The organism is Streptomyces sp. NPDC107521 (assembly GCF_055598485.1).
Window position 1 is genome coordinate 133,267 of sequence record NZ_JBVKAT010000019.1, and the last position, 25,999, is coordinate 159,265.

Here is a 25,999-nt window from a genome sequence, read left to right on the forward strand (position 1 = left end):
GAGCCCGAGCCCCGGTCCCTGACCGAGCCCCGGCCCGGTCCCGGTCCGGACGGGTGGCCGGAGTCCGGTCCCGGTCCGGACGCGGTGCCGGGGCCGGTCCCCGGGCCGGACGCGCCGGTGGAGTCCGGTCCCGTGCCGGGGTCCGGATGCCCGGTGACGGGTGGTGGCGCGGGCGCGCACGGAGCCGATGGTCCCGGAGCCGGAGCCGGAGCCGGAGCAGGGCCAGCCGCGGCGGGCGGCACCGGCACCGGCGCCGATACCGGTGCCGATGCCACCGGTCCCGTTCCCGCCCTGTTCAGCCGGGAGTTCGCCACCGACCCGTATCCGGCCTACGCCTGGCTGCGGAAGCACGCGCCCGTGCACCGGACCGAGCTGCCCAGCGGGGTGGAGGCCTGGCTGGTCTCCCGGTACGCGGACGCACGGCAGGCCCTCGCCGACCCCCGGCTGTCCAAGAACCCGGCCCACCACGACGAGCCCGCGCACGCCCGGGGCAGGACGGGCATCCCCGGTGAGCGCAAGGCCGAGCTGATGACGCACCTGCTGAACATCGACCCGCCGGACCACACCCGGCTGCGGCGGCTGGTCAGCACGGCGTTCACCCCGCGCCGCGTCGCGGAGTTCGCCCCCCGGGTGCGGGAGCTGGCCGACGGGCTCGTCGACCGGTTCGCCGGGACCGGCTCCGCCGACGTCATCCACGAGTTCGCCTTCCCCCTGCCCATCCACGCCATCTGCGACCTGCTCGGCGTCCCCCGCGAGGACCAGGACGACTTCCGGGACTGGGCGGGCATGATGATCCGCCACGGCGGCGGACCGCGCGGCGGTGTGGCCCGGTCGGTGAAGAAGATGCGCGGCTACCTCGCCGACCTGATCCACCGCAAGCGCGCCGCCCTGCCGGCCGGGCCGGTGCCGGGGGAGGACCTGATCTCCGGTCTGATCCGCGCCTCCGACCACGGTGAGCACCTCACCGAGAACGAGGCGGCGGCGATGGCCTTCATCCTGCTCTTCGCGGGCTTCGAGACCACCGTCAACCTGATCGGGAACGGCACCTACGCCCTGCTCACCCACCCCGGCCAGCGCGACCTCCTCCAGTCCTCGCTGGCCGTCGGGGACCACGCCCCGCTGGAGACGGGGGTGGAGGAGCTGTTGCGCTACGACGGCCCGGTGGAGCTGGCCACCTGGCGGTTCGCCACCCGCCCGCTGAGCCTCGGCGGACAGGACATCGCCGCCGGTGATCCGGTGCTGGTCGTCCTGGCCGCCGCCGACCGGGACCCGGAGCGGTTCGCGGACCCGGACACCCTGGACCTGACCCGTCGTGACAACCAGCACCTCGGGTACGGGCACGGCATCCACTACTGCCTCGGCGCCCCGCTCGCCCGGCTGGAGGGCCGGACCGCGCTGGACACCCTGTTCACCCGGCTCCCGGACCTGGAGCTGGCAGCGGACCCGGACGAACTGCGGTGGCGCGGCGGGCTCATCATGCGCGGACTGCGCACCCTGCCGGTGTCGTTCACCCCCGTCGGGCGGGCCGGGGACAACACCCCGCCCGCGCCGGAAAAGTGACAGCTGTTCAACTTTGTGATCCTCATGTGATCTGTGCGGCATGAACTTGTGACAAGTGATTGACTGCCTATACGTTCACGGATCAATGTGCGGCGGCAGAGCCGTTGTTCCGCCGCGCGCCCCTCGCTGTCTCGCGAAAGGTAGTCGCATGCTTTCCGGGAACGGTCGTCACCGTCGCCCCCGCCAGGCCCCGGCCCTCGTCGTCGCGGCCGGAGTGACCGGCTCCGCCATCGCCCTCCCGCTGCTCGGCGCCACCGGCGCCCACGCGGCCGACGGCGCGAACTGGGACCGGGTCGCGGAGTGCGAGACCGGCGGCGCATGGAGCCAGAACGGCGGCAACGGGTACTACGGCGGTCTCCAGCTCTCCCAGGAGGACTGGGAGGGCTACGGCGGTACGCAGTACGCGCCCAGCCCCGACCAGGCCAGCCGCGCCCAGCAGATCAGAGTGGCCGAGAAGCTGCTCGCGGACCGGGGCGTCGCCGCCTGGCCGACCTGCGGCCCGCAGGCGGGCCTCGGCAAGGGCGGGTCCTCGGAGGAGGGGACGGACAAGGACGGGAAGTCCCGGGGCGAGTCCCGGGACGAGGGCGGGTCCCAGGATTCGGACGCCTCCGGGGCGGACCGTGCGGAGGACGCCGGCTCCGACGCCTCCGCCGACCCCGGCTCCTCCGCCTCTCCCGGCGCCTCCGACACGCCCGGGTCGTCCGGGCGGTCCGGCGGGAAGGACCCGGCGCCGTCCGGGCGGGAGAGCGGGTCGCCCTCCCCGTCGGCGGCCTCTGACGGGACGTCGGCCGATGACCGGGACGAAACGCCTGATTCCGGCGCCTCGTCCGATCCCGGGGCGGCGCGGGACTCCGCGTCCGGCGCCGGCGGCTCCGAAGGCACCGGCGCCTCCGAGGGGACGGACGACCGCGGGTCGAATGCGGTCGAGTCCGGTGAATCGGACAAGTCCGGCTCCGGTGGGGGTGCTTCGGGCTCCGCCGGTGAGGAGGCGGCCGGCGGTGGGCGGCACCGCGGCGGCAGCGCCGACGAGGGCGCGGCGGACGGCCGCGCCGACGGCTCCTCCGGCCGTCACGCCTCGCGCGGCGGGAGCGCCGCCCGGGACGCCGTGGACGGCTCCTACACCGTCCGTCCGGGCGACAGTCTGTGGGGCATCGCGGACTCCCTCGGGGTCGACGGCGGATGGTCCTCCCTCTATGAGGAGAACAAGGACGTCGTGGGCGCCGACCCGGACTACATCCTGCCCGGTCAGGAGCTTGCCGTCGGCGGTGAATCGGAGCCCGGGCAGGGCTAGTTCACGTCATGGTTCGCGGCTGTATGTCCGTTTTGGATCTCGTGAGATATAGGTCTCATAAGCCGTGATCGTCTTTGAAAATCCGCGGAGCGCGTGGCTACGGTCAGGGTCGCTCGCCATCGCGGGCCCCGGTTGCCGCAACGCCGAATCCTGCCAGCGGCCCTCCGGGAACAGTCGTCGCGTCAAGCGCCGCAGGCAGGAGCGGGGGACCCAAGGTAAGTCGCCGCACCGGGCAGTTGAGCCGGAGCGGCTAGGGGTGGAGCCGAGTTCCGTGAGGAACCCGGCCGGGCAACTCAACCGGCCCGAACCCGACAGCTCACCTCGCAGGCGTCGGTGAGGGGATCAACCATGCTGTTTTCCGGCAAGGGCAAGCACCGTCGCCCGTCCAAGGCCACCCGCGTCATCGCCGTCGCCGGCGTCACCGGCGCCGCTGTCGCCGCCCCGCTGATGGCGGCCGGCAACGCCTCCGCCGCCACCGCCGCCGAGTGGGACGCCGTCGCCCGCTGCGAGTCCGGCGGCAACTGGTCCATCAACACCGGCAACGGCTACTACGGCGGTCTGCAGTTCTCCGCCTCCACCTGGGCCGCCTACGGCGGTACGCAGTACGCCGCCACCGCCAACCAGGCGAGCAAGGCGCAGCAGATAGAGATCGCCGAGAAGGTGCTCGCGGGCCAGGGCAAGGGCGCCTGGCCGGTCTGCGGTGTCGGCCTGTCCCGTGCCGCGTACACCGGCGGCGGCTCCACCGCCCCGCAGAGCCAGGGCGGCTCCTCGCAGAGCACCCAGCAGCAGGGCACCGGCTCCTCGCAGAACACCCAGAAGCAGAGCACCCAGAAGCAGAGCACCGGCACCTCCCAGAGCGCCCCGCAGCGCTCCCAGGGCACCTCGGACCGCTCCGCCGAGCAGAGGTCGACCCGCTCCGCCGAGCGTCCGGCCGCCAAGAAGACCGTCACCACCCCGACCGGCAAGAAGGTCAAGAAGGGCGACGGCGAGTACCGGGTCGTCGCGGGCGACACCCTCAGCTCCATCGCCGCCGACCACGGCGTCAAGGGCGGCTGGGCGAAGCTCTTCAAGCTCAACGGCGACATCGTCGAGGACGCCGACCTGATCTACCCGGGCCAGCAGCTCCACCTCAAGTAGGCCGCCGCTCCCCCCGGCCCCCGCCCCGGTGCGTGTTCCCCCGTACGCACCGGGGCGGGTTTTTTCGCGCCCGCGCGCCGGGCCGGGACCCCGCCCCGCGCCCCGTCCGGCCCGCGCCCCGGTTTCCCCGAACCGTTTTGTTCCGTTCGGAAACAATTTCCCGCCGGTTCTGTCCACGGGGTGGGCCGAAGGCCGACCGATCGCCCGGAGCCGGTTAGGCTCATCCCGCAGAGCAACACGGAACGGACCGCCAAGCCATCGCGGCCCGGCCGCCCGCGTCACACCCCAAGAAGGAGATGCTCGTGCCGTCCATCGACGTCGTCGTAGCCCGGGAAATCCTGGACTCCCGAGGCAACCCCACGGTCGAGGTCGAGGTCGGCCTCGACGACGGCAGCACGGGTCGTGCCGCCGTGCCGTCCGGCGCCTCCACCGGCGCCTTCGAGGCCATCGAGCTGCGCGACGGGGACCCCGGCCGCTACCTGGGCAAGGGCGTCGAGAAGGCCGTGCTCGCGGTCATCGAGCAGATCGGCCCGGAGCTGGTCGGCTACGACGCCACCGAGCAGCGCCTGATCGACCAGGCCATGTTCGACCTGGACGCCACCGACAACAAGGGCTCGCTCGGCGCCAACGCCATCCTCGGCGTCTCCCTCGCCGTCGCCCACGCCGCCTCCGAGGCCAGCGACCTGCCCCTGTTCCGCTACCTGGGCGGACCCAACGCGCACCTGCTGCCGGTGCCGATGATGAACATCCTGAACGGCGGCTCGCACGCCGACTCCAACGTGGACATCCAGGAGTTCATGATCGCGCCGATCGGCGCGGAGTCCTTCTCCGAGGCGCTGCGCTGGGGCACCGAGGTCTACCACACCCTCAAGAAGGTCCTGAAGAAGAAGGGCCTGGCCACCGGTCTCGGCGACGAGGGCGGCTTCGCCCCGAACCTGGGCTCCAACCGCGAGGCCCTCGACCTCATCCTGGAGGCCGTCAAGGAGGCCGGCTACATCCCGGGCGAGCAGATCGCGCTCGCGCTGGACGTCGCCGCGTCCGAGTTCTACAAGGACGGCTCCTACACCTTCGAGGGCAAGGAGCGCACCGCCGCCGAGATGACCGAGTACTACGCGGAGCTCGTCGACGCGTACCCGCTCGTGTCCATCGAGGACCCGCTGTTCGAGGACGACTGGGAGGGCTGGAAGACCATCACCGACAAGCTCGGTGACCAGGTCCAGCTCGTCGGTGACGACCTGTTCGTCACCAACCCCGAGCGTCTGGCGCGCGGTATCGACGAGGGCATCGCCAACGCCCTGCTGGTGAAGGTCAACCAGATCGGTTCGCTGACCGAGACCCTGGACGCCGTGGAGCTGGCCCAGCGCAACGGCTTCAAGTGCATGATGTCCCACCGCTCCGGCGAGACCGAGGACGTCACCATCGCCGACCTGGCCGTCGCCACCAACTGCGGCCAGATCAAGACCGGCGCCCCGGCCCGCTCCGAGCGCGTCGCCAAGTACAACCAGCTCCTGCGCATCGAGGAGATCCTCGACGACGCCGCCGTCTACGCGGGCCGCAGCGCCTTCCCGAGGTTCCGCACCGCCAACGACTGAGCGCCGCGGGAGACGAAGCCCGCGCGCCCACCGGAAGCGTCGTACGTACGTCCCCGTACTCGGTCCCGTACCGTGTGCGGGGACGTACGCACGTATGAGGACGCACGAACGCGGAGGCGGGCACATGGCGGTGAAGGACCGGGACCGTTTCTCCACCGCGACCAGGATCCGGCTGATCGGCGAGCAGACGGCGGCCCGGGTCTACCGTTCGCAGACCCGGCGCCAGGACCGCCGCTCCCGGCTGACCGGCCGCGCGGCCCTGCTGGCGATGGTGCTCTGCTCGCTCGTCGTGGCCCTCGCCTACCCGATACGGCAGTACGTCGCCCAGCGCGCCGAGATCGCGGACCTGCGCACCCAGCAGCGCGAGACCCGGCAACGGGTCGAGGACCTGCGCGACCTCAAGGCGCGCTGGCAGGACGACGCCTACGCCGAGCAGCAGATCCGGCTGCGGCTGCACTACGTGATGCCGGGGGAGACGGGCTTCGTCGTCGTCGACCCGGGCGCGGTCCGGCCGTCCCGCGGCGGCCTCGGATCGGGCGCCCGCCCCTGGTACCGCAACGTCTGGGACGGCGTCGACAAGGCCGACGCCGCCGGCCGGCCGTGAACCGGCCGTGCCGGCGGTGACTCAACAGGAAGACCAGCGGAAGACAGTCATGCAGAATCCCCCGCCGACCACCGAGCGCACCGCGCCCACCGACGAGGACGTCGAGGCGTTCCGGCAGCAGCTCGGACGCCCCCCGCGCGGACTGCGCGCCATCGCGCACCGCTGCCCCTGCGGCCGGCCGGACGTCGTGGAGACGGCGCCGCGGCTGCCCGACGGCACGCCCTTCCCCACGCTGTACTACCTGACGTGTCCGAGGGCGGCCTCCGCGATCGGCACGCTGGAGGCGAACGGCGTGATGAAGGAGATGACCGAACGGCTCGCCGCCGACCCGGAGCTGGCCGCCGCCTACCGGGCCGCCCACGAGGACTACGTCCGCCGCCGGGACGAGATCGAGGAGCTGACCGGCTTCCCGAGCGCGGGCGGCATGCCCGACCGGGTCAAGTGCCTGCACGTGCTGGTCGCCCACTCGCTGGCCGCCGGCCCCGGCGTCAACCCGCTGGGCGACGAGGCCCTCGCCATGCTGCCCGAGTGGTGGCGCAAGGGCCCCTGCGTGACCACCCCCGGACAGGAGGACGCCCAGTGACCCGGGTCGCCGCCGTCGACTGCGGAACGAACTCCGTCCGGCTGCTCGTCGCGGACGCCGACCCGGCCACCGGGGAGCTGACCGACCTGGACCGGCGCATGACCATCGTGCGGCTCGGCCAGGGCGTGGACCGCACCGGGCGGCTGGCGCCGGAGGCCCTGGAGCGGACCTTCGCGGCCTGCCGCGAGTACGCCGGGGTGATCCGGGAGCACGGCGCGGAGCGGCTGCGCTTCGTGGCCACCTCCGCCTCCCGGGACGCCGAGAACCGGGACGAGTTCGTCCGGGGCGTGGTGGACATCCTCGGAGTGGAGCCCGAGGTGATCACCGGTGACCAGGAGGCCGCGTTCTCCTTCACCGGCGCCACCGGCGAGCTGGTCGGCCGCACCGACCTGGAGCGGCCGTACCTGGTCGTGGACATCGGCGGCGGCTCGACCGAGTTCGTGGTGGGCGACGACCGGGTGCGCGCCGCCCGCTCGGTGGACATCGGCTGCGTCCGGATGACCGAACGGCACCTGGTGCGCGACGGGGTGGTGGCCGACCCGCCCTCCCCGGAGCGGGTCGCGGCGATGCGGGCCGACATCGAGGCCGCCCTGGACGAGGCCGAGCGCACCGTCCCGCTGCGCGAGGCGCGCACCCTGGTGGGGCTGGCCGGGTCGGTGACCACGGTCTCCGCCATCGCGCAGGAGCTGCCCGCCTACGACCCGGCCGCCATCCACCACTCCCGGGTCTCCCGCGGGGAGGTCCGCGCGATCACCGAGCACCTGCTGCGCTCCACCCACGCCGAACGCGCCGCCATCCCGTCCCTGCACCCGGGCCGGGTGGACGTGATCGCCGCGGGCGCGCTGGTGCTCCTCGCGATCATGGAGCGCATGGACGCCCACGAGGTCGTCGTCAGCGAGCACGACATCCTGGACGGGATCGCCTGGTCGATCGCGTAGGCGGAGGGGGCGGGGCGCTACAGGTCGCGGTGGACGTCCCGCCGGTCGTCCACCTTGACCACGAGGACGAGGAGTTCTCCGTCGTCGATCCGGTGGGCGACCCGGTGGCTCCCCGCCCCAAGGCGACAGAGGCCCGACGGGCCGGTGAGCTTCTTGACGTCCGCGTCCGCACGGTAGGGATCATCGCCGAGCGCGGTCGGCGCCGCCAGGATGCGCATGGCGTCGGGCCGACCGATGGCCCGGAGCTGTCGCTGCGCCGCCGTGGTGAAGCGGGAGGCGTACGTCACGCCGTTGCGTCGTCGTGCTCGGCGAACGGGTCGGCCAGGAGTTCCGCCATGGTCAGGGTGGGGCCCCCTTCGGCGAGGACCGCTTCCGCCTCACGCGCCAGCATGACGTCGGCGGCCTCCTCCGGCGCCTCGAAGTCCGCGATCGGGACCATCGCCGCCACGGGAGTGCCGTTGCGCGTGACGACTGTGGGAATGCCTTCCTCGGCCCGGTTGATGTGATCCGCGATATGGGCGCGGGCGTCCCGTACGGTCACGCTGTTCTCGGTCATGGGTGCGGTGTGCATCCTGGGATGTACACATGGGGGGGATCGAGGTCTTCCCCGGAGGTGCCCCCGGGGGGCTGCCGCCCGGTCGATCGCGCGGACGGGGAAGGCCCCCGGGAGTCGGTCCGGGTGGCCGGGGGCGAGCGGTCCGGGGCGTCCGTGACCGCTGTTGCTACCCATGGGTAGCCTTCTGCTGAGCAGGGCGGATGGCGTTTGAGCGGGGTCCGGAAGGGCCTTTCGGCCCCTCCCGGTGACGTCCCGTCGGGAAAGTTCGTGAAGTTCTTCACAAGGAAATGCGCTCCGGCGGGCGAGGAAAGTGAGCCGGCTGACCCTTTTGGGGGTTCAACTGCCCTTTGAACGTGTTCAGTACGGCGCCGGAAAAAGGCCTCGCGGCGGGCGGCGCCGGGGCTGGTCCAGCCCGTCCCGCGGGACGGAGCAGCAGCTCACGCGGCATTGACAACGGGGCAAGAGGGGCTCCGGTTCCCCCCTGTTCCATGATCCACGTCACGTGGGTCGCGGATGGTAGCACAGTGGCTGGTCGACCTTGTGAAGGGGCGCACGAACCACCCCCCCGGGGCAGGGGGATACTCGATGGCATGAGCACCACGGAGCGTCCCAGGATCCTCGTAGTAGGCGGTGGGTACGTAGGCCTGTACGCAGCTCGACGCATCCAGAAGAAGATGCGTTACGGCGAGGCGACCGTCACGGTCGTCGACCCGCGGTCGTACATGACCTACCAGCCCTTCCTCCCCGAAGCCGCCGCCGGCAACATCTCCCCGCGGCACGTCGTCGTCCCCCTGCGGCGCGTGCTTCCCAAGGCGGAGGTCCTCACCGGCCGGGTCACCACCATCGACCAGGACCGGAAGGTCGCCACGATCACGCCGCTGGTCGGCGAGGCGTACGAGCTGCCCTTCGACTACCTCGTCATCGCGATGGGCGCGGTCTCCCGCACCTTCCCGATCCCCGGCCTCGCCGAGCAGGGCATCGGCATGAAGGGCATCGAGGAGTCCATCGGCCTGCGCAACCACGTGCTGGAGCAGCTCGACAAGGCCGACTCCACCACCGACGAGGAGATCCGCCGCAAGGCCCTCACCTTCGTCTTCATCGGCGGCGGCTTCGCCGGCGCGGAGACCGTCGGCGAGATCGAGGACATGGCCCGCGACGCGGCCAAGTACTACAAGAACGTCTCCCGCGAGGACATGCGCTTCGTCCTCGTCGACGCCGCCGACAAGATCCTTCCCGAGGTCGGGCCGAAGCTCGGCCAGTACGGCAAGGAGCACCTCGAGAGCCGCGGCATCGAGATCTACCTGTCCACCTCGATGGACTCCTGCGTCGACGGCCACGTGGTGCTCAAGAACGGGCTGGAGGTCGACTCCAACACCCTGGTGTGGACCGCCGGCGTCAAGCCGAACCCGGCGCTGACCCGCTTCGGGCTGCCGCTCGGCCCCCGCGGCCACGTCGACGTCGCCCCCACCCTCCAGGTCACCGGCACCGACTACATCTGGGCCGCGGGCGACAACGCCCAGGTCCCGGACCTCGTCGGCCGCCGGGCGGGCAACGAGAACGCCTGGTGCCCGCCGAACGCCCAGCACGCGCTGCGCCAGGCCAAGGTCCTCGGCGACAACGTGGTCTCCGGCATGCGGGGCTTCCCGCAGAAGGAGTACAGCCACGCCAACAAGGGCGCGGTGGCGGGCCTCGGCCTGCACAAGGGCGTCGCCATGATCGTCATGGGCAAGATGAAGATCAAGGTCAAGGGACGCCTCGCCTGGTACATGCACCGGGGCTACCACGGCCTGGCCATGCCGACCTGGAACCGCAAGATCCGCGTCTTCGCGGACTGGACCCTCGCCATGTTCCTCAAGCGCGAGGTCGTCTCCCTCGGCGCGATCGAGACCCCGCGCGAGGAGTTCTACGAGGCCGCCAAGCCGGCCCCGGCCGCGCCGAAGGCCGCGGACACGAGCGGCCCGAGCGCCGCGGAGAAGACCGGCGAGAAGGCCAAGGCCTCCTGACCGGACCTCCCGTCCGACGACCCCGAAGGGGCCGCCCGCCATCCGTGGTGCGGGCGGCCCCTTCGCCGTGCCCGGCGCGGTGACGCCGCCTCACCCGCCGGGGCGGAGGCGACACGGTGACGCCCGTCGCCTCCGGCCGGGCGGGAGCGGCGCGGTGACGCCGCGTCACCGGGAGCGGCCGGGCCGGTCCCCCCGGCCCGGCCGAACGGCTGCGCACCGGCGCCTTCTTCGTTCTCGCCGCCGGGCGGGGCCTCCTCGCACGATGCCCCGGGGCAGGAACCTCGCGCGCCGGAACCCGCCTGTCCGAACCCGCGTGCCGGAACCCGCCTGTCCGAACCCGCGTGCCGGACCTCGCGCGCCGGACCTCGCGCGCGGGAACGTCCCGGACCGGCCGTCCCGGACCGGCCCCCGTCCCGGACCCCCGCCGGGCGGCCCCGCCGGAATGCTCGCCTCCGGGGGTCGCGGACCCGGCCCCCGCACCGCCTCCCGGGCCGGGCGCCGGGCGCGCGCCGCCGCAGGTGGCCGGGGGGTGCGGCCGGATGGCCGACACGCCGCGAACGCAGGGGGCGTGCGGGCATTTTGCCCAGTCGTGACGCGTGCCGGGGACTGTACGGGGCCCCTCCTGATGTTTACGTGGTATCGGACTTTTCCGGGATCACTTGTCACGGAGGTACGCCATGCCCGACGCCGCGCAGCGGCTGCAGAACCTCTTCGAGCAGTTGCTCGGAACGCCCCTCCCGGTGCGGATCCGCGCCTGGGACGGGTCGCAGGCGGGACCACCGGGCGCGCCCGCCCTCGTCGTCCGCAACCGCCGGGCCCTGCGCCGTCTGATGTTCAAGCCGGGCGAACTCGGCCTGGCCCGCGCCTGGGTGGCCGGTGACCTCGAGGTCGAGGGCGACCTCTACACCGCGCTCGACCTGATGGCCGGCTTCGTCTGGGAGCGCGACGAGGACGCCCCCGGCCTCCTGGCGTCCCTGCGCGACCCCGCCGTCCGCTCCGCCGCGCTCGGCCTGGTGCGGCTCGGCGGGCTGCCGCTGCCGCCCGCGCCGCCGCCCGAGGAGATCCGCCGTGCCGGGAGCCGTCTGCACACCCGGCGCAGCGACCGGCGGGCCATCAGCCACCACTACGACGTCGGCAACGACTTCTACCAACTCGTCCTCGGTTCCTCCATGGTGTACTCCTGCGCCTACTGGAGCGCCCCCGAGGAGGAGGGCGGCACCCTGGAGGACGCCCAGCGCGACAAGCTCGAACTGGTCAGCCGCAAGCTGGCCCTGAGACCCGGTCAGCGCCTGCTGGACGTCGGCTGCGGCTGGGGCTCCATGGCCGTCCACGCCGCCCGCGAGCACGGGGTGAGCGTCGTCGGCGTGACCCTGTCGCAGGAACAGGCCGCCCACGCCCGCAAGCGCGTCGCCGACGAGGGGCTCACCGACCGCGTCGAGATCCGCGTCCAGGACTACCGCGACGTCACCGACGGTCCCTACGACGCGATCTCCTCCATCGGGATGGCCGAACACGTCGGCTCCGAGCGCTACCTGGAGTACGCCGTCGACCTGCACCGGCTGCTGAAGCCCGGCGGGCGGCTGCTCAACCACCAGATCGGCCGCCGCCCGCGGCGCGACGAGGATGCCTACGACCTCGACGCGTTCATCGACGCCTACGTCTTCCCGGACGGCGAACTCGCCCCCGTCGGCACCACCGTGACCCAGTTGGAGCGCGCCGGGTTCGAGGTGCGGGACGTGGAGTCCCTGCGTGAGCACTACGCGCTGACCCTGCGCCGCTGGGTCACCAACCTGGAGGCCGACTGGAAGCGCGCGGCGGGCCTCGCCGGCGTCGGCCGGGCCCGGGTCTGGCGGCTCTACATGGCCGCCTCCGCGGTCGCCTTCGAGCGCAACCGCATCGGCGTCAACCAGGTCCTCGCGGTGCGCACCCCCGACTCCGGGGCGGCCGGGCTGCCGCTGCGCGCCCGCGCCTGGAACTGACCCCCGCACCGGCACCGACGCGCGAGGGACCCCGCTCCGACTCCCGGAGCGGGGCCCCGTGCGGGTGCGGCCCGTGCGTGATCCCGGCCCCGCGCGGGGCCGGGGCGGCTACTCCGCCTTGATGGCCAGCAGGGTGTTCAGCCGCGCCGCGCGGCGGGCCGGCCAGAGCGCCGCCAGGACGCCCACCGCGGCGGCCAGCAGCAGGAAGACGGCCATCCGGCCCCAGGGCAGGACCAGTTCGTAGGTCGCCAGCGTGGTGCCCATCAGCTCACCGGCGGCCCAGCCGAAGAACACGCCCAGGCCGATCCCGAGCACGCCGCCGAACAGGGAGATCACCAGGGACTCCAGGCGCACCATCCGCTTGACGGCCCGGCGGTCCAGGCCGATGGCGCGCAGCATGCCGATCTCCTGCGAGCGCTCGAAGACGGACATGGCCAGGGTGTTGATGACGCCGAGGACCGCGACGATCACCGCCATGGCCAGCAGGCCGTAGAGCATGTTCAGCATCATCGTGAACATCTGGGCGATCTCGTTGGAGATGTCCTTCTTGTCCTGGATCTTGATGGCCGGGTTGCTGCCCAGCGCCTTCTCCAGGGCCTCCTTGGCCTGTCCCGAGGTGCCGTCGGCCGTCTTCACCATGACCTGCATGTCGACGGGGTCCGACAGGTGCGGGGTGAGGGTGGCGTTGTCGACCATGATGCCCTGGATCATGGCGTTGCCCTCGTAGACCCCGGCGACGGTGAGACGCTGCTTCTTCCCGTCCTCGTAGGAGACGGTCAGCGCCGACCCGGCCTTCCAGCCGTGCCGCTCGGCGGTGTCGCCGTCCACGACGATCCGGGTGCCCGTGACGGTGAAGGTCCCGTCCTCGACGGCCAGGTCGGTGAGGGCGCCGATCGTGGCGCCGTCGACGCCGGTGAGGTACTCGGTCTCGCCGCCGACGCGGGAGGGGGAGTTGCGCAGCGGGCTGACGGCGGTGACGCCCTCGGCACGCCCCAGCTTCTCGCCGACACCGGGGGAGAGCGGGTTGCCGTTGGCCATGGAGACGACGTAGTCGGCCCGGATGGCGGACGACGCCATCCGGTCGATGGACTTCTGCAGGCTGCCCGCCATCACGGTCATGCCGGTGATCAGGGTGAGCCCGATCATCAGCGCCGAGGCGGTGGCGGCGGTGCGGCGCGGGTTGCGCACCGAGTTCTGCCGGGCCAGCTTGCCGGCGATGCCGAAGACGCGCAGCAGCGGAGCCGCGGCGGCGATCAGCGGACGGGACAGCAGCGGCGTCAGGATGAAGACGCCGATGATCAGCAGCACCGCGCCGAGGCCCATCGGGGCCTGTCCGTCGGATCCCTTCATGGTGGTCGCCGCCAGGACCACGGCGACACCGGCGGCCGAGAACAGGGCGCCGAGGGTGTTGCGCAGTACCAGGGACTTGGCGGTCGCCGTGGCGTGCACGCTGTTCATCGCCGCCACCGGCGGGATCCTCGCCGCGCGGCGGCCGGGCAGCCAGGCGGCCAGCATGGTGACCAGGACGCCGACCACGAGGGCGGCGGCGACGGTGCCGGAGGAGACCACCAGCGGGCCGTCGGGCAGGGTCCCGCCGATGGAGCCCACCAGCGAGCGGAGCCCGGCGCCGATGCCGATGCCGGCGGCGAGACCGGCGACCGCGGCGACGGCGCCCACCACGAACGCCTCGATCAGCACCGACCGCGTGACCTGGCCCCGGGAGGCGCCGACGGCCCGCATCAGGGCCAGTTCCCGGGTGCGCTGGGCGACCAGCATGGTGAAGGTGTTGGCGATGATGAAGGTGCCGACGAACAGCGCGATCCCGGCGAAGACCAGCAGGCCCTGCTTCATGCCGCTCATCGACTCGGCGATCACCTCCGCCTGGTCGTCCGCGAGCTGCCGGCCCGTGGTGGTCTCGTAGAGGCCCTCGGGCAGCGCCTTGTCGAGCTGCGCCTTGAGCGCGCTCTCGGTGACCCCGGGCTTCGCCTTGACGTCGATCTCGTCGAAGGTGCCGGGCTTGCCGAACAGCCGCTGGGCGGTGTCCGTGTCGAACAGGGCGAGGGTGCCGCCGGCGGCGACGGCGCCGTCGTCGGTGCGGAAGACACCGGTGACCTTCGGGGTGAGCACCGGGCCGTCGACCGACAGCCGCACGGTGTCGCCGACGCCGTAGCCAGTGCGCTCGGCGGTCTTCGCGTCGATCAGGATCTCACCGGCGCCCCGGGGGGCGCGGCCCTCGGCCAGGGGGTAGCGGGGGTCGTCGGTGCCCCAGTAGTTGCCGCCCTGGGTGCTCCAGCCGTCGCCGATCAGGCCGCCGTCCTTGTCGGCGATGGCGGTGAAGCCGCGGACCACGCCGATGGCGGAGGCGGCGCCGGGCACCCGGGCGCTCCGGTCGAGGACGGAGCCGGGCAGTTCGGGGACCTTGCCGGGGGCGTCCCCGGCGGCCTTCTGGTACGCGGGCCCGATGGCCACGTCGACATGGCCGAAGCCCTTGGCCGAGCTGTTCTGGAGGGCGCCGGAGACGGAGTTGGTGAAGACCAGGGTGCCCGAGACGAACGCCACGCCGAGCATCACGGCGAGCACGGTCATCAACAGCCTGGCCTTGTGCGCGAGAACGTTGCGCAGGGCGGTACGGAGCATGGGTCTTCTCTGTCGGTGGAGGAGGGCGGCGGCGCGGAGGCGGCGGCGGGGGAGTGCGGGGCGCGGTGTGCCCCGGCGGGAGCACGGGTCCGGGGTCCCGGGGTCGGGGTCCGGTGCCGGTGCCGGAGGTGCGCGGTCGGGTGCGGTGCCCGGTGCCCCGGCGGGGCGGGACCGGGCGGGGGATCAGCTCGTGCGGCCCTTGGCGTCGAAGCGCTTCATCCGGTCCAGCACGGAGTCCGCGGTCGGCCCGCGCAGTTCGTCGACGATGCGGCCGTCCGCGAGGAAGACGACGCGGTCCGCGTAGGCCGCGGCCACCGGGTCGTGGGTGACCATGACGACGGTCTGGCCCATCTCCCGCACCGAGTTGCGCAGGAAGCCCAGGACCTCGGCGCCCGAGCGGGAGTCCAGGTTGCCGGTGGGCTCGTCGCCGAAGATGATCTCCGGCCGGGAGGCCAGGGCGCGGGCCACGGCCACGCGCTGCTGCTGGCCGCCGGAGAGCTGGGCGGGCCGGTGCCCGAGCCGCCCGGACAGGCCCACCATGTCGATCACGGAGTCGAGCCACTCCTTGTCGGGCCTGCGGCCCGCGATGTCCATCGGCAGGGTGATGTTCTCCAGCGCGGTCAGCGTCGGCAGCAGGTTGAACGCCTGGAAGATGAAGCCGATCTTGTCCCGGCGCAACTTGGTGAGCTGCTTGTCCTTGAGGGAGCCCAGCTCCGTGTCGCCGATGCGCACGGAACCGGAGGAGAAGGTGTCCAGCCCGGCGACGCAGTGCATCAGCGTGGACTTGCCGGAGCCGGAGGGCCCCATGATCGCGGTGAACTCGGCGCGGACGAAGTCGACGGAGACGCGGTCCAGGGCCACGACCTGGGTCTCGCCCTGGCCGTAGATCTTGGACAGCTCCGTGGCGCGCGCGGCCACGGTGGTGGCCCGGTCGGCGGTGGGTGCGGTGGTCACGGGGGTGCTCCTGTCGGTACGGCGTGCTCGGCTACTCCTTCATCGTGCCGTGCGGAAGCGCCGCCGCCGTCAGCCCTTGTTCCGGTTCCGGGGGGCGACCTCGGTCGGACGGCACCGCCGGACCGTCCTACCTGAGGATGACACCGGCCCCGACGGGCACGGTTCACGAACCGTCCGACCGGGATGTCGCCCATGCAGGTTCGGGCGCTTCTGTCGAGACGGTGAAATTACGTCATTCCGTATGCGGGGTCCGTTCCCGCACGCAAGGCTGTTGGCAAGTGCGGATGGCCTGCCCACGGAGCTGATGCCCCCTCAGGCGCCAATAAAATAAGACAACATGGGTCCTCCCGGCCTCGGTCGGGACGAGCCGTCCCGATAGGCTCGGGACGCTCGATGCGGTGCCCATGGCCTGCCCGGATGGTGGAATGCAGACACGGCGAGCTTAAACCTCGCTGCCCCTGTGAGGGCGTGCCGGTTCAAGTCCGGCTCCGGGCACTCGGCGCTCCACGGCGCCTGACCAGCGAAATCGGCTGGCAGGCGCCCATCATCTTTCGTGGCGTGGGAACACGGTGGGAACACGCTGCCCTACGGTGCCGTCAGGGCATCAGTTGTGACCCGCCGGAGCAAGGCGGGGGTGGTCACGAGCCACCAGGTGAAGTGGCGCCCCGGCGGCGACCGTACGCGGCTCGCGGGTGGCTGCTGCTGGCCGCCATGACGAACACCCCCGCCACACCCGCCCCGTTCTCCCGGATCAAGATCCGGACCGGGGCACTGGTGTTCTGCGGCGGCGACGTCGCCCTCGTCCGCCGCGACCGCGCCGACTCCACCCACTACACCCCGCCCGGCGGCAACGTCGAGGACGGCGAAGACCTCGACGCCGCCCTCGCCCGTGAACTCGCCGAAGAACTCGGATTGGACACGGCACTCGCTGAAGGCGGGGACCTGATGTGGGTCGTCGATCAGCGCGTCACCCGGCCCGGCCCCACCCCGCCCCCGCGCAAGCTCCACCTGATCTCCGGCGTTCACGGAGGGCGGTGGCCGGGAGAGCGGAGGAGCTTCGGTGATGGCCACGGTCCCGGTGCCGGCGCTGTCGCCCGGCACGCTCCCGCCGCCCGCCGGGGCTGAGCGGGCGTGCTTGCTTCACGCAGCGGTGACGGCCGATGACAGAGCGTCGAGCCGGTGGGCCAGGCGCCGGGAGTTGACGGTGTCGATGAGCCGTTCGGCCTGGTTGAGGAGTTCCCGTGCGTGGTCGCTGTCGCCGCACCGGTGGACGGTGTCGGCTAGGTCGAGTGTGGCGTGGAGGTGGTCGCGCGGGTAGTCGGGTGCGGTCGCTTCGACGCGGCTGCGCAGGAAGGGGACGGCTCGTGAGGGCTGGTCGCATGCGAGCCAGGCCCGGCCGGTGGCGGCGTCCACGGAGTCCTTCGTGAGCCAGGTCGCCCACCACGGTGTGCGCTCGTCAGGAGAGCCGAGGTGGCCCAGGGCTTCGTCGCGGAACCGGAGGACTGCGTCGGGATCACGCCGCTGTCCTGCGGCGTAGACGCGCCGGTCGGCGATGACCGCAGCGGCTACCGACGGAAGATCTGGGGTCCGTGCGGCGATGTCGAGGAGTGCGGCGGCGTCGTTGTGGTGGCCCAGCCACGCGGCCTGGTATGCGGTGGAGGCGACGAGGTTGGCGGTTGCGTGACGGGTGGACAGTGAGGTGCCGCTTTCGCGGGCCAGGCGCATACCGGTGTGGTAGATGCGCTGCGCCTGCGGGTGCTGGCGGGCATCGAAGCACATCCAGCCGATCTGCTCGCTCAGTTCGATGTAGGCGGTGTGGAGGCGGTCGGCGAGGGCCCCTTGACCGCGGGCCTGTGCCACGACCCGGGAGGCGCTCTGCCAGATGCCGAGACCCCAGGTCAGATCGCCGCTTGCACTGCCAGTGGAGTCGTCGATCTCCCTCAGGTCGTGCACTGCCCTTTCGATGGACCCGACGAGCCGTTCGTTCAGCTGGCCGGAAGAGGCGGCGGAGGCTTCCGCTGCCGGGCCGAGCAGCAGCGCGAGGGCGGGGGCGGTGGCTGCGGCCCCGGTGAGCATGAGCAGGTTGCGGCGGTCCATCAGGTCTCCTTGGCTGATCTCCTGGAACAGGGCCTCAAGGGGGGCGTCGCCGGGCGCGTCGAGGTGGCGGTGGCGGGCCCTGGAGCGGGGAAGGTCCCATCCGGCATCGGCCGCGGTGATGCACCGTCCGGCCCTGGCGGTGAGGACGGCCAAGGCGTCCGCCTGGTTGTCGGGCTGCGGCAGCGAGGGGGTCTCGCGCAGCCAGGGGTAGGCCGCCTTCGGGCTGAGGGGGGAGCAGCCGCGGCGGGAACGCCGCTGGTTGATGCGGGCAATGAGCTGTTCCGGCCGTATCTCCAACTGCTGTAACAGGGCGCCGAGCGCGTTGGCCGGCGGGGCGTCAACCGCTGCTGGCTCCATGGGCACTCCAAGTCCGGCGGGGTCCTTGCCGGAAGGTACCACCGCCCGGGGGCCGCCAGAAGACGGGACGAATGGGGCCTGGTGTACGTACACCAGGCCCCAAAACCGGTTCCTGTACACCGACTTGGTGCATGCACCGGGTACACCGCGGCGACCTCTCCCGATCACGCCTCCGCCTCCGCTTGTCTGTCTCACATCGCAGAAACGTGGAGGTGAGGGATGCGAGCAGTGATCTTCGGTGCGTCCGGGCTCTTGGGCCGCTCCGTGATGCGGGCCTTCGGTGACATGACCGTGACGGGCACCGCTTTCAGCCGGGCCGTCGGCGGCCTGGTCGCGGTCGATGCGACGTCGGCCGACGCCATCGAGCGGCTGCTCGGCCGGGTGCGGCCGGACGTCGTCGTGAACTGCGTGGGCGAGCGCCGCCCCGCGGTGTGGGCCGGTTCACCGCAGAGGGCCCGCGCGGGAAATGTGGACGCGGCCCGGCTGATCGCCGAGGGCGCGCGCCGGTGCAGGGCCCGGCTGGTGCACATCTCCAGCGACTACGTCTTCGACGGGACAGCGCCGCCCTACCGGCCCGGCAGCCTCCCGAACCCGCTGAACGCCTACGGCCGGTGGAAGCTGCTGGCCGAGCACGCCGTGAGTGCCGCTTGCCCGGACGCGGCGATCCTGCGGCTGCCCGTGCTGTACGGGCCCGTGCGGTTCGCGGCCGAGACGAACCTGACCGAGATCGCCTGCCAGGTCGCCTCCGGTGCCCCGGTCGAACTGGACGACGTGTGTGTCCGCTACCCCACGCACGCGGACGAGGCCGCCGAGGTGTGCCGCCGGCTCGCCGGGGCCCTCCTGCAAGGGCAGCGCTTGGGCTCGGTCGCCCACTGGAGCGCTGAGCAGGGCCTGACCAAGTACCGGATGGCCCTGCTCATCGCGCACAGGTTCCACCTGCCCGCCGATCATGTCCGCGCCGGGGCGGCGGATGCGGAGTCCGGGGACCGGCCGGTCGACTGCCGCCTGGACTGCCAGGGGCCCGCGGCCCTGAGACCGGTCCGCCGCCTGTTCGACACCGAGTTCCCGCCCGTGGTCGAGCCCTGGCTGGCCCCCGCCGGGCCCGCTGCGGACCGAAGGAAGGACCCGTCGTGACCCCGCTTGTGTACAAGGACTTCGCCCACGCCTACGTGACCGAGGTGGGCGCCGCCGTCCGCCGCATGCTCACCCGCCACGCCGAGGCCGTCGACCTGCTGGCCAAGGCCACCGTCGCCGGCGGCGAGATCCGCGCCTTCGGCAACGGCGGCTCCTCCGCGATCGTCCGCTCGGTTCTCCTCCAGCTCCACGCGCAGGCCGGGGGACCGGTGAACGACGCGATGATGAGCCCGGCGACCCTGGCCTACAGCGCCCAGCGGGACGAGTACCGCACGGCCTTCGCGCGGTCACTCGCCAGAGGCATCGGCCGGGTGGACCTGGTCATGGTGGCCAGCGTCAGCGGCCGGTCGGCGAACATCCTTGAGGCCGCCCGGCTCTGCGTCGAACACCGCGTGCCGGTGCTGGCGCTGGTCGGCGGCGACGGCACCCAGATGGAGCCGGCCGACGGCATGGTCTGGGCGACCGGAACCACGGACCAGCAGATCAGTGAGGACGCCATGCTGACCGTGCTGACCCTGGCCGCCGCCACCGCACTCGGCCCCGGCACGGAGCCGCTGCCGGTCCGAGCGGAGCGGCACCTGAACGCCCTGGCAGCGGTGGACACCGAACTGCTGGGGGCCTTCCTGCGGGAGGCCACCGAGGCCGCCCGGGACGCGATCCGCAACCAGCGCCGCATCTACGTGCTGTGCCCGGATGGCGGGCCCCTCGCCCTCGTCGGCGAGCACTTCGCACACAACCTGCGCTGGGACGCGCCGCTCGGCGTCGAAGACGTACAGCCTCCGCTCGTCGTCTGCGACCCCTCGCTGGCCGACATGAGCGCGATCTACAACGACCACCCCGACCCCGCCCACGGCGTCCGCCACCAGCTCAGCAGCGCCAGCCCCCAGGACGTGGTCTTCCTCCTGGCCTACGACTCGGCAGGCAGGACGACCCGCGAGGCCGTCAACGCCGCCACCGTGGCGGGCACCCGGCCGTTCCTCCTGCACCGGGACGGCCCCAGTCGCTCCAGCGCCGGGCCGCGTGGCTTCCGGCTGCCGCGCGTCGACGACTTCGGCCTCGCGGCCCTGGTGCAGTCCCTCGCCCATCTGCTCTGCCGGACCACCCGCGCCGCCCTGGCCGCCGAGCAGGCCGGCGGGCTGTCGACCGACGACCTCATGGCCCGCGACCTCGCGCCGCTCCGCGAACTCTCCGACACCCCCTCCCTCTGAACGAAAGGCATCAACCATGCCCGTACGCGAGATCCGCACCGACATCGTCCGCCCCGCCCGCAGCGAGATCGCCGCCCTGTCCCGCATCCCGGTCGCCTCCATCGTGGACGCCCTCGGCAAGACCGGCACTCTCTCCCACTGCCTGCGCCTTCAGACCCCCGGCCTGGTCCTGTGCGGCAGCGCCGTCACCGCGCTGGGCCCGGACGTCACCGTGCGCCGCGCGGCGATCGACCTGGCCCTGCCCGGCGACGTCGTCGTGGTCGCTGCCGGCGGCGGCAAGGAACGCTCCTGCTTCGGGGGCGTGACCGCCGCGCACATGGAGACCCGGGGCATCGCCGGTGCCCTGGTCGACGGCATGGTCCGCGACCTCGCCGAACTGCGCCGCATCGCCTTCCCCACCGTCGCCCGCGGCGCCACCCCGCTGAACTACGACTACCCCGCCAGCCGCCATGACGGCGCGGTCAACGTCCCCGTGGACATCGACGGTGTCCGCATCACCCCCGGGGACGTCGTGGTCGGCGACGAGGACGGCACGGTGATCGTCCCCCGCGAGAAGGCCGCGGCCGTCATCGCCAAGGCCCGCGCGTCCCAGGCCGCCGAGGAGGAGAAGTGGTGGGCCCGCCGGGGCCAGAGCCTCGGCGCCGTGCAGCAGCTCGCCGACTGCGGCTACAAGATCGTCTGAGGAGACCCCCCGATGACCTACCGCACCCAGCTCGCCGAGACCTTCCGGCGGTTCGCCGACCAGCAGGCCGCCGGACCGTCCCCGCTGTACGCCGTCCTGTCTCGAGCCATCGCCCGCACCCCCGAGCTGCTCGACCTCGCGGCCCTCACCCAGCCGGGACAGCCCGCCCCCAACATGCTGCTCGGGGCCGTCCACCACATCCTGCGCCGCGGCGTGAAGCACACGCTCGCCCCCTACTTCACCGGCCGCGAGGACCTGACCGAAGACCGAGCCGCCGACCTGCTCACGGACTTCTGCCGCCACCACGCCGAAGCCGTCCGGCAGATCATCTCGACCCGGGCCGTTCAGACCAACGAGGTCAACCGCTGTACCGTCCTTCTGCCCGCCTTCGCCGCGCTCCAGCAGCAACTCGACGACGGCCGGCCGATCAGGATCGTGGACGTCGGCGCCAGTGCCGGGCTGGCCCTGCTCTGGGACCGCTACACCTACGACTACGCCGGGCAGCAGCTCACCCTGCCGGACAGTGACCCGGACACAGTCCTGCACTGTGAGGTCAGGGGCGGGACGCCGCCCCTGACACTGGACCCGGCGCGGTTCGTCCTGCCGGTCGGGATCGAACCGCATCCGGTCGATGTCACCGACCCCGTGGCCACCGAGTGGCTGGTCAGCCTCACCTGGCCCGAGCAGACCGGGCGGATGCGCACCCTGAACTCGGCCCTGGCGCTGGCCGCCCGCACTCCGCCGACGATCCTGTCCGGCACGGCACAGGACCATCTCGCCGACATCGTCGACGAGACCCCGGACGAGCAGCACCTGGTCTTCGTCTTCTCGTGGTCGATCTACCAGATCTTCGGCTCACCGAGCGGCCGAGAACGCCTCGTCGACACCCTCGCCGAGCTGAGCAGGCGCCGCCCGCTGCACGAGATCTCCATCGGGCACTTCAGCAACACCACCCCCCGCCTGATCATGGCCAGCCACGACGGCGGCGTGAGCCGCTCCCACACCGTGGCCCACTGCGACGTCTACGGAACCTGGATCGACTGGCTGGCCAACCCGCCCGCCCGGACGGGCGCCTGAAGACAGGGACTTCATGCCGCACACGATCAACAGGGCGGTCGTGGCCGCCGGCGGGGTCGGAACCAAGATGGACCCGATCACCCGCATCCTTCCCAAGGAGATGCTGCCCGCCGCGGGGCGGCCGATTCTGGAGCACCTCGTCCACGAGCTGCGGACGGCAGGGATCACCGACGTCCTGTTCGTGATCTCCTCGCACAAGCCGCAGATCCCGGCCTACTTCGGCAGCGGCACCGCGTACGGCATGGACTTCTCCTACCGGGTCCAGGATGACGGCGCCGGTCCCGGAGCCCCCGTTCTCGCCGCCGAGACATGGACCGGGGGCCAGCCATTCGTCCTCGCGTTCGGGGACAACCTGATCCGCGGCGCCGCCGACGGCGAGACACCGCTCAAGCGGCTCGTCTCCGGCACATCGGACTGCTCCGTCCTGACCCGCGTCTTCCCGACGGACAGCATCCCCGCGCACGAGACTCTCCTGGGCGCGGCCGACGCGCCCAGGAGCGGCCCCGGGCCGGTCGCGGTCGCCTTCGGCAGAGACCTTCTCGACCACGCCGGTGCCCAGTGGGTGCACGCCTGCGCCGCCCGCTGGGTGCTCGGCCCGTTCGTCTTCGACGCCCTGCGCACGTGCCCGCCCCGCCCGGGCGGCGAGCTATACCTCATCGACGCCGTCCGGCGCTGGATCGCCGCTGGCAACCACCTCACGGCGCTGCCGCTCCGTCCGGACGACCTCCGGTTCAACTGCGACAACTGGGAGACCTACCACGATGCCGTCGCCGCCCTCCGCCCATGAACACCTGCCCGCGGGCACCCGGTTGGTCCTTCTGGAGAGCCCGTTCCAGAGGCCCGGAACGCAGGTCACCCTGATCTGGCCCGAGCAGCCGGTGCGCAGGGTTGTGGTCGCCCTGCCCGTGGAGAAGGGCGACGGGCGCAAGTACGGTCACAGCCTTGCCGAGATCGGACGGCTCCCGGCTCACCTGCGCGAGGGAACCGTCTTCGCCGCACCGACGTTCAGCGAGTCGCCCTGGCTGGTCAACCACGCCACCCGGGCCGACTGCCAGCAGGAGGACCACCTCGTCCGCGTGGTCGTGCCGACGGTCCTGGCCCTGCTCGGCCCACAGGTGCGGCCTCCGGTGCACCTGCTGGGATTCAGCAAGGGCGGCTTTGCCGCCCTCAACCTGCTGACCCGGCACCCCGGCCTCTTCGCCGTCGCCAGCGTCTGGGATGCCTCACTGCTCAGCGACCGGCCACCCCACCCGCAGCTCGTGGACATCGCCGGCAGCACCACACAGCTCGACGAGTACGACGTGCGGCAGAACCTGCACCGCCGCGTCCAAGCCCTCCAGGGATCCCGCCGCATCGCGTTCGGGGGCATCGGCACGCTGGAAGCCGACTGGACCGCCGGCCGCCGGCTCCTCGAAGAACTCGGCATCCCCCACCACGCCTACCAGGATGCCCCGGCAGAGCACCGGTGGGACACCGCGTGGCTCGCCCCCGCCATCCGGCACCTGATCGCCCTCGAAACAGGATTCCTCCCGGGCGCTCGGACCCGGGAGGAGTGAAGGCGGGGAAAGGGCTCAGTCCTTCAGCAGCTCGTCGCGCACCGGGATCCAGTCCAGGGCGGAGCGGATGCCGTCCTCAAGGGACAGCCTCGGCGTCCACCCCAGCAGCTCGGCCGCCCGGTCGCTCTTGGTGTAGCCGCCGGCCACATCACCGGGCCGCGGATCGGCGTCGACGGTGGTCAGCGGGGTGCTGACGACGTTGTTGAACGCGGCGCACAGCTCCCGGACCGTGGTGCCGGAGCCCGTGCCGAGATTGATCGCGATCGAGCGCTTCGGCCCCGTGAGGACGGAGTCGAAGCGCTCGATCGCCGCGATGTGGGCCGCGGCGAGATCCCAGACGTGCACGTAGTCCCGGATACCGCTGCCGTCGCGCGTCGGGTAGTCCGTCCCCGTGATCGGGAACGGGCGGCCCTCCTGGTGCGCCTGGATCAGCACGCCCAGGGCGTGGCTGGGCCGCTTGAGCTGGAGCCCGGTACGCAGCTTCGGGTCGGCCCCGACCGGGTTGAAATACCGCAGCGACAGCACGCGCGGACCGGCCACGGCGATGTCGGCGAACATCTCCTCGCACACGGCCTTGGTCCGCGCATACGGGCTCTGCGGCGCCAGCGGCGAGTCCTCGTCGACGGGCGAGCCGTCCTCGGCCCGGTAGATGGAGGCCGAGCTGCTGAAGATGATGCGGTCGCAGCCGTTGCGGTGCAGGTGGCTGACGAAGGCGAGGCTCTTGGCCACGTTCGCCTCGTAGTAGCCGATCGGGTCAGCGACGGACTCCGGCACCACGATCAGCGCCGCGCAGTGCACCACGGCGGAGATGTCCGGGTGCTCCGAGAAGATCCGGTCGACCAGCTGACCGTCCGCGATGTCGCCCTCGTAGAAGGTGCGGCCCACGGTGAACTCGCGGCGACCCCGGACGAGGTTGTCGAGGAGCACCGGGGTGATGCCCGCGTCCAGGCACGCTGAGGCGACCGTGCTGCCGATGTAGCCGGCTCCTCCGGCGATCAGGACCTTCACCACGCTGATTCTCTCCCGGCCTCGTTCCAGCCCCAGTAGGCGACCGGGCAAGGCTAGCGGAGAACCCGGGCAGGGAGAGCAGCCCCGCCCCGGTGCCCAGTCAGCGGCTCCCGAAGAACCCGCAGGGGCCGTCAAGCCTGTGACCTGTGCGTTTCGACCGCAATCGCGGTTCGGGCCGGCTGAGGTCCGCTCGACCACCAGGGCTCTGAGGTCGACGTCCGGCCGCTGCCGTCGCTCATCGGGGTGATCCCGATCTCGTGAGCATGCATGCCGAACCGGTTGATCTGCTCCATCGCGAGGTCACGAGGCGGGAGCCCAGGGCCGGCGCTACGCAGGCGTCGGCTGGGGAGGCCCTCCCGCCAGGAGCGGGCGCCGGGGGACCCACAACTCGCGTGCACGTAGCTCCGCATGACGGACCGGGCTTCGCCACGGAACACTTTCCGGGGACTACTTCACGGTACCGTCCCGTACCGGCCCCGGCGGGAAGACAAGCCGGTCGAGCCGCAGGTCGCTGGGCACCCAGCGGGATGCCCGAGCGCCGAGGCCACGTCCAGTGCGCCCACGCCCGATCCGTCCCCACCGCTTGGGAGCCCAAGTCCCGCGCGCGCCAAGGGCCTGACGATCAGCTCATGGCGCCCGACTGTAGCGGCGCGTGGCCGTCCGCTCCCCTGGATTGCCCGCATACCGCCGGGCCCTGCCCTTGTGCGGGGCAGGGCCCGAGGCCACCCGGTCGGGACCCCCGTTCGATCGGCAGACCCCGTGGTCGGTACGGCAGCGGCTACTGACGGGGCGAGCGCGCCGGTGCGCCGACGGTTCCCGCCCGGGAGAGCAGGCATCGCGCCGATGTGTGCACCGGAGCACCGCGCCCCCGTCCCGTGGTGCGGGGCGGGGGCGTGGTGGGTGGTGCGGGGCGGGGAGGGTGCCCCGCGTGTTGGGGCCCGGTGGCCGTGGGGTTGTCGCGGTCACCGGGTCGGGGTGGCGGGTGTCAGGTGCGGCGTCGGCGTCGGGTGATGGCCAGGGCGGTGCCTCCGGTGATCAGGAGTGCG

The 25,999-nt window shown here is 72.4% G+C and carries 22 protein-coding genes, 1 tRNA gene and 1 riboswitch; of the genes, 17 read left to right on the plus strand and 6 right to left on the minus strand.

Annotated elements, in window-relative coordinates; genetic code table 11:
- Positions 1-291 precede the first annotated feature (291 nt).
- The 7 genes from ACZ7LB_RS25300 (at position 292) to ACZ7LB_RS25330 (ending at position 7,705) form a co-directional block, all read left to right on the plus strand.
- Positions 292-1,560, plus strand: a complete 1,269-nt coding sequence (locus ACZ7LB_RS25300; protein ID WP_471471485.1) for a cytochrome P450 family protein — start codon at positions 292-294, stop codon at positions 1,558-1,560.
- Between the two features lie 148 nt (positions 1,561-1,708).
- Positions 1,709-2,851, plus strand: coding sequence for a transglycosylase family protein (locus ACZ7LB_RS25305; protein WP_471471431.1), 1,143 nt, complete (start codon positions 1,709-1,711; stop codon positions 2,849-2,851).
- A 177-nt stretch (positions 2,852-3,028) separates the two neighbouring features.
- Positions 3,029-3,196, plus strand: a riboswitch (cyclic di-AMP (ydaO/yuaA leader).
- Between the two features lie 3 nt (positions 3,197-3,199).
- Complete coding sequence (locus ACZ7LB_RS25310; RefSeq protein ID WP_471471433.1) at positions 3,200-3,988, plus strand: transglycosylase family protein; 789 nt, start codon at positions 3,200-3,202, stop codon at positions 3,986-3,988.
- Positions 3,989-4,290: 302 nt separating this feature from the next.
- Positions 4,291-5,580 (plus strand): phosphopyruvate hydratase, encoded by a 1,290-nt coding sequence (gene eno, locus ACZ7LB_RS25315; protein ID WP_471471435.1) that lies wholly within the window; start codon positions 4,291-4,293, stop codon positions 5,578-5,580.
- A 124-nt stretch (positions 5,581-5,704) separates the two neighbouring features.
- The gene (locus ACZ7LB_RS25320) at positions 5,705-6,184 is read left to right on the plus strand and encodes an FtsB family cell division protein (protein WP_471471437.1); all 480 of its coding nucleotides are present in this window, start codon (positions 5,705-5,707) and stop codon (positions 6,182-6,184) included.
- A 49-nt stretch (positions 6,185-6,233) separates the two neighbouring features.
- The gene (locus tag ACZ7LB_RS25325; protein ID WP_471471439.1) at positions 6,234-6,767 is read left to right on the plus strand and encodes a DUF501 domain-containing protein; all 534 of its coding nucleotides are present in this window, start codon (positions 6,234-6,236) and stop codon (positions 6,765-6,767) included.
- Positions 6,764-7,705, plus strand: coding sequence for a Ppx/GppA phosphatase family protein (locus ACZ7LB_RS25330; RefSeq protein ID WP_471471441.1), 942 nt, complete (start codon positions 6,764-6,766; stop codon positions 7,703-7,705). The genes ACZ7LB_RS25325 and ACZ7LB_RS25330 overlap by 4 nt, the downstream gene beginning before the upstream one ends.
- A gap of 17 nt (positions 7,706-7,722) precedes the next feature.
- Here ACZ7LB_RS25330 and ACZ7LB_RS25335 read toward each other — a convergent pair whose 3' ends face one another.
- Together ACZ7LB_RS25335 and ACZ7LB_RS25340 are read right to left on the minus strand one after the other, a co-directional pair.
- Positions 7,723-7,992 carry a type II toxin-antitoxin system RelE family toxin gene (locus tag ACZ7LB_RS25335; protein ID WP_471471443.1) on the minus strand — a complete coding sequence of 90 codons (270 nt, stop codon included), beginning with the start codon at positions 7,990-7,992 and terminating at the stop codon, positions 7,723-7,725.
- Positions 7,989-8,261: a type II toxin-antitoxin system Phd/YefM family antitoxin gene (locus ACZ7LB_RS25340; protein ID WP_471471445.1), complete on the minus strand. Its 273-nt coding sequence runs from the start codon at positions 8,259-8,261 to the stop codon at positions 7,989-7,991. The genes ACZ7LB_RS25335 and ACZ7LB_RS25340 overlap by 4 nt, the downstream gene beginning before the upstream one ends.
- 590 nt (positions 8,262-8,851) lie before the next feature.
- Here ACZ7LB_RS25340 and ACZ7LB_RS25345 point away from each other — a divergent pair.
- Together ACZ7LB_RS25345 and ACZ7LB_RS25350 are read left to right on the plus strand one after the other, a co-directional pair.
- A complete protein-coding gene (locus ACZ7LB_RS25345) occupies positions 8,852-10,264 on the plus strand; it encodes an NAD(P)/FAD-dependent oxidoreductase (RefSeq protein ID WP_471471447.1) in 1,413 nt (470 codons plus the stop codon).
- Between the two features lie 677 nt (positions 10,265-10,941).
- Positions 10,942-12,243 (plus strand): class I SAM-dependent methyltransferase, encoded by a 1,302-nt coding sequence (locus tag ACZ7LB_RS25350; RefSeq protein WP_471471449.1) that lies wholly within the window; start codon positions 10,942-10,944, stop codon positions 12,241-12,243.
- 108 nt (positions 12,244-12,351) lie between these two features.
- Here the strand turns inward: ACZ7LB_RS25350 and ACZ7LB_RS25355 are convergent, their stop codons facing one another.
- Positions 12,352-14,880, minus strand: a complete 2,529-nt coding sequence (locus tag ACZ7LB_RS25355) for an ABC transporter permease (RefSeq protein WP_471471451.1) — start codon at positions 14,878-14,880, stop codon at positions 12,352-12,354.
- Positions 14,881-15,063: 183 nt separating this feature from the next.
- Entirely contained in the window at positions 15,064-15,834 is a 771-nt protein-coding gene (locus ACZ7LB_RS25360; RefSeq protein ID WP_471471453.1) for an ABC transporter ATP-binding protein, read from the minus strand.
- A 411-nt stretch (positions 15,835-16,245) separates the two neighbouring features.
- On the opposite strand from ACZ7LB_RS25360, the gene ACZ7LB_RS25365 reads away from it, so the two are divergent.
- Positions 16,246-16,329: transfer RNA gene (locus ACZ7LB_RS25365), tRNA-Leu, on the plus strand.
- A gap of 216 nt (positions 16,330-16,545) precedes the next feature.
- Positions 16,546-16,959, plus strand: a complete 414-nt coding sequence (locus tag ACZ7LB_RS25370; RefSeq protein WP_471471455.1) for an NUDIX domain-containing protein — start codon at positions 16,546-16,548, stop codon at positions 16,957-16,959.
- A gap of 15 nt (positions 16,960-16,974) precedes the next feature.
- On the opposite strand, the gene ACZ7LB_RS25375 is transcribed toward ACZ7LB_RS25370, so the two are convergent.
- Entirely contained in the window at positions 16,975-18,288 is a 1,314-nt protein-coding gene (locus tag ACZ7LB_RS25375; RefSeq protein WP_471471457.1) for an XRE family transcriptional regulator, read from the minus strand.
- Between the two features lie 219 nt (positions 18,289-18,507).
- Here ACZ7LB_RS25375 and ACZ7LB_RS25380 point away from each other — a divergent pair, with 219 nt between their 5' ends.
- The 6 genes from ACZ7LB_RS25380 to ACZ7LB_RS25405 are packed head-to-tail and all read left to right on the plus strand — an operon-like array spanning position 18,508 to position 23,945.
- Positions 18,508-19,422 carry a dTDP-4-dehydrorhamnose reductase family protein gene (locus tag ACZ7LB_RS25380; protein ID WP_471471459.1) on the plus strand — a complete coding sequence of 305 codons (915 nt, stop codon included), beginning with the start codon at positions 18,508-18,510 and terminating at the stop codon, positions 19,420-19,422.
- Positions 19,419-20,630, plus strand: a complete 1,212-nt coding sequence (locus tag ACZ7LB_RS25385; protein WP_471471461.1) for an SIS domain-containing protein — start codon at positions 19,419-19,421, stop codon at positions 20,628-20,630. The genes ACZ7LB_RS25380 and ACZ7LB_RS25385 overlap by 4 nt, the downstream gene beginning before the upstream one ends.
- A 16-nt stretch (positions 20,631-20,646) precedes the next feature.
- A complete protein-coding gene (locus tag ACZ7LB_RS25390) occupies positions 20,647-21,312 on the plus strand; it encodes an RraA family protein (RefSeq protein WP_471471463.1) in 666 nt (221 codons plus the stop codon).
- A gap of 12 nt (positions 21,313-21,324) precedes the next feature.
- Positions 21,325-22,389, plus strand: coding sequence for a DUF2332 domain-containing protein (locus ACZ7LB_RS25395; RefSeq protein WP_471471465.1), 1,065 nt, complete (start codon positions 21,325-21,327; stop codon positions 22,387-22,389).
- A 13-nt stretch (positions 22,390-22,402) separates the two neighbouring features.
- Positions 22,403-23,176 (plus strand): sugar phosphate nucleotidyltransferase, encoded by a 774-nt coding sequence (locus tag ACZ7LB_RS25400; protein WP_471471467.1) that lies wholly within the window; start codon positions 22,403-22,405, stop codon positions 23,174-23,176.
- Positions 23,151-23,945, plus strand: a complete 795-nt coding sequence (locus ACZ7LB_RS25405) for a hypothetical protein (protein WP_471471469.1) — start codon at positions 23,151-23,153, stop codon at positions 23,943-23,945. Before ACZ7LB_RS25400 ends, ACZ7LB_RS25405 begins: the two co-directional genes overlap by 26 nt.
- A 15-nt stretch (positions 23,946-23,960) precedes the next feature.
- Here ACZ7LB_RS25405 and galE read toward each other — a convergent pair whose 3' ends face one another.
- Entirely contained in the window at positions 23,961-24,953 is a 993-nt protein-coding gene (gene galE / locus ACZ7LB_RS25410; protein ID WP_471471471.1) for a UDP-glucose 4-epimerase GalE, read from the minus strand.
- Positions 24,954-25,999: the final 1,046 nt, after the last annotated feature.